General features: G+C 67.2%; 11 protein-coding genes. 9 read left to right on the top strand and 2 right to left on the bottom strand.

Features of this window, described 5'->3' with window-relative positions:
* Positions 1-169 precede the first annotated feature (169 nt).
* On the bottom strand, positions 170-1,603 hold the full coding sequence (locus NS365_RS15570; protein ID WP_058601216.1) for an MFS transporter: 1,434 nt from the start codon (positions 1,601-1,603) through the stop codon (positions 170-172).
* A gap of 449 nt (positions 1,604-2,052) precedes the next feature.
* Here NS365_RS15570 and NS365_RS15565 point away from each other — a divergent pair, with 449 nt between their 5' ends.
* Positions 2,053-2,658 (top strand): hypothetical protein, encoded by a 606-nt coding sequence (locus NS365_RS15565; protein ID WP_058601215.1) that lies wholly within the window; start codon positions 2,053-2,055, stop codon positions 2,656-2,658.
* Positions 2,659-2,758: 100 nt separating this feature from the next.
* On the opposite strand, the gene NS365_RS15560 is transcribed toward NS365_RS15565, so the two are convergent.
* Complete coding sequence (locus tag NS365_RS15560) at positions 2,759-4,096, bottom strand: aspartate aminotransferase family protein (protein ID WP_058601214.1); 1,338 nt, start codon at positions 4,094-4,096, stop codon at positions 2,759-2,761.
* A gap of 424 nt (positions 4,097-4,520) precedes the next feature.
* On the opposite strand from NS365_RS15560, the gene NS365_RS15555 reads away from it, so the two are divergent.
* Genes NS365_RS15555 through NS365_RS15520 form a run of 8 tightly spaced genes read left to right on the top strand, consistent with a single transcriptional unit; the run spans position 4,521 to position 12,106 of the window.
* The gene (locus tag NS365_RS15555; protein WP_058601213.1) at positions 4,521-5,195 is read left to right on the top strand and encodes an MtnX-like HAD-IB family phosphatase; all 675 of its coding nucleotides are present in this window, start codon (positions 4,521-4,523) and stop codon (positions 5,193-5,195) included.
* Complete coding sequence (locus NS365_RS15550; protein WP_206612136.1) at positions 5,195-6,130, top strand: arginase; 936 nt, start codon at positions 5,195-5,197, stop codon at positions 6,128-6,130. Before NS365_RS15555 ends, NS365_RS15550 begins: the two co-directional genes overlap by 1 nt.
* On the top strand, positions 6,127-6,495 hold the full coding sequence (locus NS365_RS15545) for an EamA family transporter (RefSeq protein ID WP_058601212.1): 369 nt from the start codon (positions 6,127-6,129) through the stop codon (positions 6,493-6,495). The genes NS365_RS15550 and NS365_RS15545 overlap by 4 nt, the downstream gene beginning before the upstream one ends.
* Positions 6,492-7,355: an alpha/beta hydrolase gene (locus NS365_RS15540; protein WP_082684635.1), complete on the top strand. Its 864-nt coding sequence runs from the start codon at positions 6,492-6,494 to the stop codon at positions 7,353-7,355. The genes NS365_RS15545 and NS365_RS15540 overlap by 4 nt, the downstream gene beginning before the upstream one ends.
* A complete protein-coding gene (locus NS365_RS15535) occupies positions 7,352-8,488 on the top strand; it encodes a GNAT family N-acetyltransferase (protein ID WP_058601211.1) in 1,137 nt (378 codons plus the stop codon). The genes NS365_RS15540 and NS365_RS15535 overlap by 4 nt, the downstream gene beginning before the upstream one ends.
* The gene (locus tag NS365_RS15530; protein WP_058601210.1) at positions 8,485-8,889 is read left to right on the top strand and encodes an EamA family transporter; all 405 of its coding nucleotides are present in this window, start codon (positions 8,485-8,487) and stop codon (positions 8,887-8,889) included. The genes NS365_RS15535 and NS365_RS15530 overlap by 4 nt, the downstream gene beginning before the upstream one ends.
* Entirely contained in the window at positions 8,886-10,727 is a 1,842-nt protein-coding gene (locus tag NS365_RS15525) for a sensor histidine kinase (protein WP_058601209.1), read from the top strand. Before NS365_RS15530 ends, NS365_RS15525 begins: the two co-directional genes overlap by 4 nt.
* The gene (locus NS365_RS15520) at positions 10,724-12,106 is read left to right on the top strand and encodes a sigma-54-dependent transcriptional regulator (protein WP_058601208.1); all 1,383 of its coding nucleotides are present in this window, start codon (positions 10,724-10,726) and stop codon (positions 12,104-12,106) included. Before NS365_RS15525 ends, NS365_RS15520 begins: the two co-directional genes overlap by 4 nt.
* Positions 12,107-12,134: the final 28 nt, after the last annotated feature.

Below are 12,134 nucleotides of genomic sequence, written 5' to 3'. Positions count from 1 at the left end.
GGCTCCGGTGGGAGCCCCTAACAAACTTGCGCGGGTTCGGTCCAGACGCGCGTTTGACCGCCTGTCGAACTGAGCAGGCCTTTACGGGCCGGAACGGGCGTGGACCTGTTTGTTGGCTGAACGGTTCGCGGGCGCCATCATGACGCCCGCGACCGCTCCTAATTTGCGGTCACTCGCCGCGACAGGCCTTGGCGACCTTGGGCGACGACACGATCCAGAGCACGAGCCCGCAGATCGCAAAGCCGGCCAACACCAGATAGGCGACCGAGAAGCCGTAGCGGGAGACGATGACGCCCGCGATGGCCGGGCTCAGCGAGGCACCGACGCCCTGCACCGTCATCACCGCGCCGAGGCCCGCATTCACGTGGCCCGTGCCGCGCAGCATCCGCGCGACGAGACCCGGCACAGCGACACCCAGAAGCCCCGCGCCGACGCCGTCCAGCATCTGCACCGGGATCAGCGCGAAGTGGCTCGGCCAGAGACCGGCGATCAACCCGCGCACGGGCAGTGCGACGAGCGCCAGGACGAGAAGCAGAAAATAGCCGCGCCGCCGCGCGAAACCCGCCGCCAGAAGCGCAATGGGGATCATGGTGAGCTGCGCGATGATGACGGTGGCCGCGGTGTAGGAGACGGGATCGGTCAGGAGGCGATCGAGGGTCGAGTGCTGGCGCACCGGCTCGGCGGCCGGACGGCCTGCCGTGGACTGACCGGGCGCGATGGCCGTCGACCCATTCGTGTCCGAGCCGGCCTGTTGCGAGGGGATGGTGGCTTGGCCGGACGCGCCGGGCGAGGCCGTCGTCGTTCCGCCATTGCTCGTCGTGCCGCTTTCGGCGCGCGTCGCGACCTGCTGGCCGAGAAGCGGCAGCATTGCGCCATTGCCAAAATGGAAGAGCATGAGCGTCGCCGCCAGGATCAGAAGCGGGGTCGACTTCCAGAGAACGCTGAAGCCCGATGGGGCTTCACGATCACCGCCGGTCTTGTGCTCCAGACCGCGCGCGACATCATGGTCGACGTCCTTCGGGTTGATCATCAGGATGGCGGCGATGGAGCCTGCGGCCATGACGGTCATCAGGATGAAGACGGCGGGCAGGCCGAACTCATAACCGAAGAAGCCAGCGCCGGCAGCGGCGAAGACATTGCCGCCATGGTTCCAGGCTTCGTTGCGGCCCAACTGATGGGCCAGCCCATCCTGCCCGACGAGGCCGAGGGTCAGGCCCGCGATGGCCGGCCCGATCGCCGCGCCGGCAATGCCCGTCGCGATCTGCGACGCGGTGACGAAGGCAAAGTTCGGCAGAAACAGGATCGCGAGCGAGGCGACGATCACAAGCGCCGCGCAGAAGCCGACCATGAAGCGTTTGGCCTTGGACGCGTCGGCCAGCGCGCCGAGCGGTGTCGTCGCCAGCATTCCGGCGATGCCGCCGATGGTCATGACGAGGCCGATCGTGGCCGTACTCCAGCCCTGCCCCACGAGAAAAATGCCGAGGAAAGGGCCGAGGCCGTCACGCACATCGGCCAGAAAGAAGTTGACCGCGCCCAAGGCTTTCAGTGACCGAGAAGGTGGCTCCGCCGCCTGGGCGGGCGCTGTTGCGGTCACGGTGCTCATGGGGATTCTCTCCTGCGCGGCGGCGGTCTGACGAAAACTTGATGGCTATTGACCGCCGGCTAAATGCGCATGGCGCAAGCTGGTTGCGCACGATCCTTCCTGGATCCCAGAAAATAAAACAGAGGCGGCCTTACTGATTATGTCCTTGAGAAGATGAGTTCTTTTGTCGCCATTCTTGAAGACAAGCGAATCATCTAGCCCCATGTCTCAATAAGCGGTGGCGAAACCTCAACGAGAGCCTCCGATGCCCGCACGCCTCATGGCAAGCGGTCGGCGCGGCGCGAAACTGACGAGAAGCTTGTGGAATCCCGCGTGGCCCAAGTCGCGATACGACCCTGGAAGTTGACGATGAATTGCGCCTCCTTACCCGCGATGTAATAGTGCGGCTTGCGCGGCCGCTGATCCAGAACAATGCCCCGTGCGTTCATCGGAGAATTGATACAGTCATCATGAAGCGTGTCATCGAGCCGTTCGCCGTCGAATACAAACGCCGCCCGAAGCGGGGAAAGACGGCTGAAACGTCCATCTGGTCGGGTTCGCTCGGCGACGAAATCAAGTCTCTCATGCGGGTGAACGAGGAGGCCGAGCCGACATCTCCGCCGCCTGCCGACGGAAACAAGTCAGCCGCAAAGGCTCTGTTTTCCAAGCCGAAATCGGTGCGGTCCGGACATAAGCCGGAAGGCCGCATTCTGGAATCGCGCGCGGCGCCCGAGGCAGAGCGTTCCACCCAACCCGAGCCAGACGCTTTGGAGGCGGGCGAACCTGTCGAAGACGACTGGGAGCGCGAGCGGGCCCCAGCGCCGCGCCTGCGCGCGAAACGTCCGGAAAGCCGCACCGAGCCTTTCGCCAAACCGGCGCAGGCAGAGCCGGAGCCAGTGGCCGAGCGGGTGCCGCCGATTGCGAATCCTGCCGGGGTCGCCAGTGTGCCCGCTCCCGCGGACAAGCCGGCTCCGCGCGCTCGCAGTTCGAAGGGCCTTTCCCGCGTTGCGGAGCGCCGCGCGCGGATGAAGGGCCTCAATCTGGAAGATCGCTGGAAGTGGAACCTCATCGACTGAAGATTCAGCCGCTCGGTATCAGGCGCCAAGGCAGACGGTCCATGTGCGTCGTGAAGCGCCACGAGAGGCCGGCGGCGCCTGAGACGCCGCCGGTTTGCGATCAGGCCAGCGTCGCCACGACCTCGCGCGCGGCGGCGAGGGTGAGGTCGATATCCGTGTCCGTATGCGCCATGGAGACGAAGAGGTTTTCGTAGGCGCCGGGGTGGAACAGGATGCCGCGCTCGATCATGCCGAGCCACCAGCGGCGGAACAGGTCCTGATCGGCATGGCGCTCCGCGTCGCGGTAATTGTGGATCGGGCGGTCTGAGAACCAGACCTGAAGCACCGGCCCGAGGCCGACCACATGGGCGGCAAGACCGCTCTTGGCGAAGATGTCCTCCAGGCCAAAGCGCAGGCGGTCGGACACGGCGTAGAGAGCCTCATAGGCGCCGGGCGCGGCCAGTTCGTCCAGCGTGGCATTGGCGGCGGCGACCGCGATGCCGTTGGCGGTGTAGGTGCCGGCGAGCGAGACCGTGCCGTCCGAGACCAGTTCCATGACGGCGCGCCGTCCGCCGACCGCCGCGACGGGGAAGCCGCCGCCCAGACCCTTGGCGAAGATGGAAAGGTCGGGCGTGATGCCGAAGACCTGCTGCGCGCCGCCGAGGCCGAGGCGAAAGCCCGTGATGACCTCGTCGAAGATCAGAAGAATGCCGGCCTTCTCCGTCAGCTCGCGCATGGCTTCCAGATAGCCCGGCAGCGGCAGGATGCAGCCCGTGTTGCACATCATCGGCTCGGTCAGAACCGCCGCGATCTCATGGCCGTGCTCAGTGATGACCTGACGCAGCACCTCGATGTCGTTCCAGGGCAGGATGACGAGATTCTCTTCCACCCCCTTGGGCAGGCCCGGACCCTGCGGCACCGGAACGGGGCGCGTGTCGGAGCCCGCCGTTTCGATCTTGGGATGCTTGCTCCAGTACACGCCGTCCGAAAACCCGTGATACATGCCCTCGAAGCGGATGATCTTGCGCCGGCCCGTGAACGCGCGGGCGAGACGCGTGGCGTAGAGGACGCCTTCCGTGCCCGTGTTGGACAGGCGCACCATGTCGATGCTTGGCACCGCCGCGATGATCTTGCGCGCCAGATCGGCTTCCGCCGCCGCCGGAAGGGCGAAGACTGTGCCGACATTCTGGATCTGATCCACCACGGCCTGCGTCACGCGCTTGGGGCGATGGCCGAGGATCATGGGGCCTAGGCCGAGGAGATAATCAATATAGGTGTGGCCGTCGGCGTCGGTGACGCGCGAGCCCTGCCCGCTCTGGACGAAAAGCGGGTAGGGCTCCCAGCCCGACCAGGTTGCCCGCGCCGTGGAATTGACGCCGCCGGGAATGACCTCCCGCGCGCTGGCGAAGAGTTGGGCGCTTTCGAGCGTCGTGCGCGGGGCGGAGGATGCGATGTTCAAGGCGGTTCTCCAGATGCGATCGGGCACGGGTGGCCCGGCTGGCTCGCCGCAACTCTTCCGTTGGGCGGCCAGCCTCGTCGCGGCCCCTCACGCAACTGCCGTGCCAAGTGACGGAAATCCCGGTGCCGCCGCGCTGGCGCGATGCACTTAGGCCGCAACTGCCACGAACCGGCACCAAAGCCGGGAGGAAGCTCCAACTTTTGGAGGAGATCGGAAAAGAAGAGGGATAACAGGGCGTTAAGCTTCAGGAGATCGTAAGCCGAACCGGGGTGACCGTTGGTGGCTCCAAAATTTGGAGGGAGGCTGCTGGCTTCATATCCTGCCGCGCGCGGCGCGCTCGGGCAAAGCGGCGGGCGCGCGTCTGGCATGAGGCTTGCACAGGAGGCTGTACGGGGCCTTTGGCCCGAGCCTCAAGGATCAGGCCATGGCCTTCGACATTCTCTGCGACTTCGACGGGACGATCTCGCGCTCCGACGTGACCGATCATCTTCTGGAAACGCTGGCTCGGCCGGGCTGGGAGGCGCTGGAGGATGCCTGGACGCGCGGCGAGATCGGCTCGGCCGAGTGCATGGCACGCCAGGTCGAGTTCATCGACGCTTCGCCTGCCGAACTGGACGCCGCGCTCGATCAGGTCGAGATCGATCCCGGCTTTCCCGCCTTTCTCCATGCCGCGCAGGGGCTGGGCGCGCGGGTGACGGTGGTCAGCGACGGGATCGACTATGCCATTCGCCGGGTTCTGGCGCGCCATGGCGTGCGCGGGCTGGCGCTGCGCGCCAACCGGCTCGTGGTAACCGGCGCGCGCTCCTACCGGCTGGAGCATCCGCACGCGGCCTCGGGCTGCCCCGCCGGAACCTGCAAATGCGCGGTCGCGGGCGCCCTGCCCGCCGCGCCCAGCCTTCTGATCGGCGACGGGCGTTCGGATTTCTGCGGCAGCGGCGCGGTCGATCTCGTTCTTGCCAAGGGCGCGCTGGCCGCGCATTGCGCCGAGATCGGCCGCCGGCATGTCGCGTTCGGCGAGTTCTGCGAACTCACCGCCGAGCTTCCCGCCATCGTGGCGCTTCTCGCCGCCGAGGCACCCCGGCGCACGGTGGCCGCCTGATGTCCCGCCAGCGCCTGCGCATTCTCGACCTCGACGCCAGCCTGCCCGATCAGGAGCCGGTGCGCGAGCGCTTGGCCGACGGGCGGGCGCGGCGTCTCGACCTGTCCGGCCTAGGACCCGCGCTGCGCCTGTGGTCGTCGGGGCGCGACTGGCAGCGGCTGGAGAGGGCGCTGGCCGAGGATGAGGCGGCGAGCGGCGCGCCGTTCCTGACCATGATCGGCTCGGGCGACTATCATCATGTTTCGGCTGCCCTCATCGCGCGCGCGCCGGGGCCGCTGACGGTGATCCATTTCGACAATCACCCGGACTGGTGTCGCTGTTTCCCCGCGCGCCATTGCGGCGGGTGGGTGAATATGGCGCTGGCGCAGGATCATGTGCGCCGCGTCGTGACGCTCGGACCCTGCGCGGACGATCTCAATCGGCCCGACCGCAAGGGCGCCAATCTCACCGCCCTGTCGAACGCGCGGCTTCAGGTCTTCGCCTGGAACCGCCCGCCGACGCTGACGCGCCGCGAGGTGGCGGATGGGGAGGGCCATCATTGCCGCAACGGCCTCATTCTCTGGCGCAATCTGGCGGAAGAAAACTTCCGCGCCTTCATGGCGCGGCTAATCGAGACGCTGCCGACCCGTCAGATCTGGATCACGGTGGACAAGGACGTGCTCGCGGCGGACGAGGCCGCCACCAACTGGGACCAGGGCGAAATGCCGCTCGGGCGTGTGGTGGAAGCGATCCGGCTTCTGGGCGAGCGCTGCGAGATCGTCGGCGCCGATCTCTGCGGCGACTATGCGCCAGCGAACCATCGCCATCCGATGAAGCTCGCCGAGGCCTGGATGGACCAGCCGCGCAAGGAGCCTTCCGGCGGCGCGGAGGGCGCTCGTCGCCGCAACGCGCGCACCAATGCCGTTCTTCTGGATGCGCTGGAGGCCTTCGCATGAGCGGTCTCGCCGCGCCCGTCGCGCTGGGCCTCACCATCCTGCTGGATGTCGGCGGCCAACTTCTCTTCAAGCTTGGCTTGGACGGCGACGAGAGCCAAGCGCAGCCCGAGCGCGGCCTCATTCGCCGTGTTCTCGGCTCGCCCACGATCGCGGGGGGCGTCGCGCTCTATGCCGTGGAGTTCGGCTGCTGGCTCTTCGTCCTGTCGCGTCTCGACCTGTCGCTCGCCTTCCCCATCGCGACCCTCTCCTATGTCGGCGTGGTTCTGGCCAGCCGTCTGTTTCTGCGCGAGGCGGTCTCGCCGCGTCGCTGGATCGCCACTCTCCTGATCGCCGCCGGCGCGGCCTGCATTGGAATGAGCGCATGAACGCTTCCCTTCACGAACCCCTCCTCCCCGGCGAAGGCTTTCTGCTGCCCGGCGGCGACACGGCCGTGCTCCTGATCCATGGTCTGGGCGGCACCCCGGCCGAGATGAAGCTCGTGGCACGCCGCATCCACCGCGCGGGCTTCACCGTCTGCGGCCTGCAACTGCCCGGCCATTGCGGGACGGAAGCGGACCTGATCGCCACGCGCTGGACCGACTGGGCGCGCGCCGCGCGCGAGGCGGCCGAGCGGCTGGCGCTGCGACACGAACGCGTGTTCGTGGGCGGCCTGTCCATGGGTGCGGTTCTGTCGCTCGCGGTTGCGCACGAACTCGGGAGCCGCATCGCCGGAACGCTGCTCTACTCGCCGACGCTGTTCTACGACGGCTGGAGCATCCCGAAGACCAACGTTCTTCTTTCGCCCTTTCTGGCGCTCGGTCTCGGGCGCTTCTATCGCTTTCGCGAAAGCTATCCTTACGGGCTGAAGGACGAGCGGCTGCGCGAGAAGATCGTCGCGGCCATGACCAAGGGCCAGAGCGACGAGGCCGGCCTTCTCGACACGCCGGGCCAGAGCTTGCACGAGCTTCTGAAGCTGATCCGCTTCGTGAAGGCGCGACTGCCCGAAATCGCGGTGCCGGCTCTGATCCTTCAGGCCAGCGAAGACGATGTGAGCAGCCCGCGCAATGCCGGCTATCTCTGCCGTCATCTCGCCGGGCCGACCGAGGTCGAATTCCTGCACGACAGCTATCACATGATCACGGTGGATCGGGAGCGCGACCGCGTGGCCGATGTCTCGGTCGATTTCATGCGCCGGCTCGGCGCGCCGACCGAAGTGTCCCGCGTCATGGAGAGCCTGTCGGCATGAGCGCGCGCCTGACCCTCCATCCGAGCGTCGACGCGATCGGGCGCGAGGCTTGGGAGCTTTGCTTTGCCGGCGAGCCGGAGAATTTCGACTTCTACCGCGCCTGCGAGGCCGCCGGTCCGCCGGGCTTCACGTGGTTCTATGCCGTCCTCTCCGACGCTTCCGGGCCGCTCGCCATCGTGCCGGCCTTCGGCACGCGATACCGGCTGGATACGACCTTGCAAGGCCCGCTGCGCAAGATCAGCGACCGGCTTCACCGGATCGTTCCGTTTCTGATGGAACTCAATCTTTTCGCGCTCGGCTCACCCGTCGCGGAAATCTGCCATGTCGGCTTCGCGCCCTCGGTGCCCGCAGGCCGACGTCCCGCGCTTCTGCAGGAGCTTGTGACGCTGACCCGCGCCGAAGCCGCCCAGCGTGGATACGGGCTCTTCGCCGTCAAGGACGCGGCGGAAAAGGATCGGGGTCTCTGGGAGCCGATTGCCGAAAGCTCGGGCTTCGCGCTCCTGCCCGGCCTGCCGACCGCCAGCCTCGACCTGCCCTACGCAAGCGTCGACGCCTATCTCGCCACGCTGGGGCGCAACATGCGCAAGGACCTGCGCCGCAAGGCCAAGGCCTTCGCGGACGTGCGCGTCGAGCGGCGGCGCAATATCGACGACGTCGCCGACGAGGTCTACGCGCTCTACTGCCAGACGGTCGAAAACAGCGAGTTGCAGTTCGAGCATCTGCCGCGCGACTATTTCCCCTCCATGCTGCGCCATCTCGGCGAGGGGGCCGCGATCATTCTCTATTTCCATGGAGAGCGGCTGTTCGGCTTCAATTTCGTCATCGAAACCCCCGAGCGCCTGATCGACAAGTATATCGGCATGGACTACGCCGTGTCGCGGGATTTCAATTTCTACTTCAACAGCTGGATGGTCAACGTCGCCTGGTGCATCGAGAACGGAGTTCCCGTCTATCAGAGCGGGCAGGCCTTCTATGGCCCGAAGCTTCGGCTCGGCTGCCGCCTGTCGCCCAACGGGCAATATTTCCGCCACCGCAACGCGCTGGTGAATAAAGTCCTGTTGCAGGTGGCGCGCGTCGTCAGGCTCGACCGGTTCGACCCGGCGATTGCCGATTTCGCGGGCGAACCGGCGTGAGCGCGAACGGTGCCATCCTTGTCGGGCGTGCGCCGTCGCGCATCCCCCGCGTTCTCGCCTGGGTCGCGCTGATCCTGTTCGAAACCGCCGCGCAGGCGGCGCTGAAGGCGGGCGGCGAGGCTTTGGCGGGCCTGCCGCTCGGCCGGGCTTTCGTGGCGGCGGCCTTGGTGGAGCCCTGGGTCTGGGTCGGCGCGCTCGGCTATATCGGCTCGTTCGTTGCTTGGATGGTGATCCTCGACCGGATGCCCCTGTCGCGCGGCTTTCCGATGAGCTCGCTCGTCGCCGTCGCGGTGGTCGCCGCCTCGGTGTTCCTGTTCGGCGAGGTCTTGGATACCTGGCGGATCGTCGGCCTCACGCTCATTCTCTCCGGCCTGGCGCTGATGCGGAACGACGAGGGGTGAGCGAGAGCGAGGGGGAAGCGAAACGGGACAGCGATCAGGCGGTGGGCCGGCGGGAGCCGCTCCTCGATCGTCTGCGACGCGTCTGGCGCAATTCCATTCGCTGGAAGATCGTGGCCGCGCTGGTCGCGGTCAGCGTCGTGCCGATGCTGATCACCTCGCAGATCGCCGCCTCCGTGGTGTCGGCCACCTACACCGACAATGTGCAATCCTGGCTCTTCCAGATCGGACGCTTCTTTCTGGCGAGCGTGAAGCGCGGCGGCGAGGAAATCGGGCTCGCCATGGGTGCGCCGGAGATGCTGCACCGGGTCGATCGTATCGCCGCCAAGGTTCGCTCGGGCGAGCAGCTTCCGCCCCCCGGCCCCAAACAGGCCGCCTTCATGGGCGCACTCGGCTTCGACCTCCTGACGCTGCGCGAGCCGGACGGGCGGCTGATCTATTCCAACCTGCCGGTGGACCGGCTGGAACGCCTGCCCTTCGAGCAGGGCACGGAGGTCTATCTCTATCGCGGCGGCGGCAAGGTCCTGATGATGACCGGCCACGAGCGGACGGTGGAGACCTCCACCGGCCCGGTGCATGTCTTCGCCGGAGCCTTTCTCGATGCGTCCTTCATTCAGGACATCGAGACGATCGGCTCGCTCGACATGACCCTCTATTACCCGATCGGCGGCACGTATCGCCAGGTCTATTCGTCCTCATCCAAGACGGTCGGCGCGGCGCCGAGCGCTGAGGTGCTGGCCGAACTCGCCGACTTGCCGCGCGGCTCCTATCTCGAACAGGACGGGATCGATCAGGGCGCGTCGATCGGCATCCTCCTGCCCGTGCGCAACGGTGCCAAGCTCGTCGGCGTCGTCGCCTGCGCGCTGGACGTCGATCTCGACGGCGCGCCGATCGCCGGGTCGAACCGCCTGCTCTGGATCATCTTCGTCACGGGCATGGGGCTGGCCGTCGTTGCCGGCATCGCCCTGTCCAGCCTCGTGACGCGGCGGGTGGAACGGCTCGCCAAGGGCGTTTCGGCGGTCGCGGCCGGCGACTTCACGCAGGAAATGCCCGTCGAGGGCCATGACGAGCTGGACCGGCTGATGATCGCCTTCAACGCCATGTCGGCGCAGTTGCAGGACTATCGCCAGCTACAGGCGCGCCTGCGCCGCAAGGAGCGCTTCGCGACGCTCGGCGAGGTCGCGGCCGGCTTCGCGCATGAAGTGCGCAATCCCTTGGGCATCATCAAGACCACGGCCGAGCTTGTCGGGCGCAAGCCCGACCTCACCGAGGCCGACCGCCGGCGCCTCGGCTATGTCGCGGACGAGGTTCGGCGCATCGACCAGTTGATCCGCGACTTCCTCGTCTTCGCCCGCCCCGCCCAGCGCACGAGCACCGTCACGGCGGCCAGCCTTCTGGAGCGCGTGCTGGGCCTGTGCGGCGACGAGATCGCCCGGCGCGGCGTCGCGCTGGACGTGAAGGATGCATCGGGCGGAGCGCTTCTGACCGTCGATCTCGACCAGATGGCGCAGGCCTTTCTCAACCTCGTGCTCAACGCGCTGGATGCGATGGGCGAAGGCGGCGGGTCGCTCTTCATCGAGATCGCGCCGCCCAAGGCCGGCAACCTGTCCTTCCTGTTTCGCGACACCGGCCCCGGCATTCCGCCAGCGCTTCTGGAGCGGATCTTCGACCCGTTCATGACCACCAAGGCCCATGGCACCGGGCTCGGCCTTGCGACGGTGTTTGCGATCGTGGAAGGTCACGGCGGCTGGATCGAGGCGCGAAACCTGGAGGGAGGCGGAGCCTTGTTCGAACTGACGCTGCCCGTTGCAACACCTGCAAGCCAGGAGCCCGCGCCGTGACGCACACGATCCTGATCGTCGATGACGAGGAGCGCCTCCTGGATGTGCTGAGCGGGATGCTGGAAGGGTTCGGCTATACCGTGCTTCAGGCGGGCGGCGCGGTGGACGCATTGGCGCAATTGTCGCGCGAAAGCGTCGATCTCGTGCTCACCGATCTCAGGATGCCCGGCCTGTCGGGCCGCGAGCTTCTGGCCGAAATCCGGCGTACCCATCCGATCCTGCCGGTCGTCGTGATGACCGCCTTCGCGACGCTGCGCGACGCCGTGCAACTCATCAAGGACGGGGCCTTCGACTATATCGGCAAGCCGATCGAGTTCGAGGAACTGGAGGCCACCGTCGCCAACGCCCTGCGCCTCCACGACGCGCTGCGCGACAATGACCGGCTGCGCCAGGAGCTGGAAGGGCGCTACCGGATCGAAGGGCTCGTCGGCACCTCGCCCCGGATGCAGGAGGTGATGAAGGAGATCACCGAGGTCGCGCCCTCGCGCACCACCGTTCTCGTGACGGGTGAAAGCGGCACGGGCAAGGAGGTCGTGGCACGCGCCATCCATTTCAACGGGCCGCGCCGGGCGAAACCCTTTGTCGCCGTCAATGCGGCGGCGATCCCCGAGCAGCTTCTGGAAAGCGAGTTCTTCGGCCACGTGAAAGGGGCTTTCACGGGGGCCACCGCCAACCGGATCGGCCGTTTCGCGCAGGCCGATGGCGGCACGCTGTTTCTGGACGAGATCGGCGACATGCCGCTCGCCCTTCAGGCCAAGATCCTGCGCGTGCTTCAGGAGCGCCAGTTCGAGCCGCTCGGCAGCCATCAGACGCGGCAGGTGGACGTGCGCATCGTCGCCGCCACCAATCGGGACCTCAAGCGCATGGTGGCGGAAGGCCATTTCCGCGAGGACCTGTTCTACCGGCTCGCCGTCTTCCCGATCGCCCTGCCCCCCCTGCGCGAGCGGCGCGAGGACGTTCCCCTTCTCCTGCGCCGCTTCGCCGAGGAGATCGGGCCGCAGGTCGGCCGCCGCGCCGTTGCTTTCAGCCCGGAGGCGGAGGCGCTGCTGATGCGCTACGACTGGCCCGGCAATATCCGCGAACTCCAGAACTGCGTGGAACGCTCGCTTCTGTCCTCGCGCGGGCCGGTGATCGGCGCGGCCGATCTGCCGCCCTATGTCGCGCAGCGCCCCGCCATCCCTAGCGACGCCGCGCCCGCCTTCCCGATCGATCTGGACGAGGCGCTGGACACGTTCGAAAAAGGCCGCATCCTGGCCGCGCTCAAGGAAACCGGCGGCGTTCAGGTGGAAGCGGCGCGCCTTCTCGGCATCAACGAGCGCAGCCTCTGGCATCGCATCAAGAAGCACGGCATCACGGTGACGAAAGCCGTGATGGCATAATAGCCGAAACCTCGCGGGGTCGGCTGGT

The organism is Aureimonas ureilytica (assembly GCF_001475935.1).
GTDB classification, from domain to species: Bacteria; Pseudomonadota; Alphaproteobacteria; order Rhizobiales; family Rhizobiaceae; genus Aureimonas; species Aureimonas ureilytica_A.
This window is presented reverse-complemented; position numbering and strand designations above follow the sequence as displayed.

Coding starts and splice junctions, on each gene's coding strand:
- NS365_RS15535 (WP_058601211.1), top strand. CDS start 7,352: ATGAGCGCGCGCCTGACCCTCCATCCGAGCGTCGACGCGATCGGGCGC.
- NS365_RS15545 (WP_058601212.1), top strand. CDS start 6,127: ATGAGCGGTCTCGCCGCGCCCGTCGCGCTGGGCCTCACCATCCTGCTG.
- NS365_RS15565 (WP_058601215.1), top strand. CDS start 2,053: ATGAAGCGTGTCATCGAGCCGTTCGCCGTCGAATACAAACGCCGCCCG.
- NS365_RS15555 (WP_058601213.1), top strand. CDS start 4,521: ATGGCCTTCGACATTCTCTGCGACTTCGACGGGACGATCTCGCGCTCC.
- NS365_RS15550 (WP_206612136.1), top strand. CDS start 5,195: ATGTCCCGCCAGCGCCTGCGCATTCTCGACCTCGACGCCAGCCTGCCC.
- NS365_RS15540 (WP_082684635.1), top strand. CDS start 6,492: ATGAACGCTTCCCTTCACGAACCCCTCCTCCCCGGCGAAGGCTTTCTG.
- NS365_RS15570 (WP_058601216.1), bottom strand. CDS start 1,603: ATGAGCACCGTGACCGCAACAGCGCCCGCCCAGGCGGCGGAGCCACCT.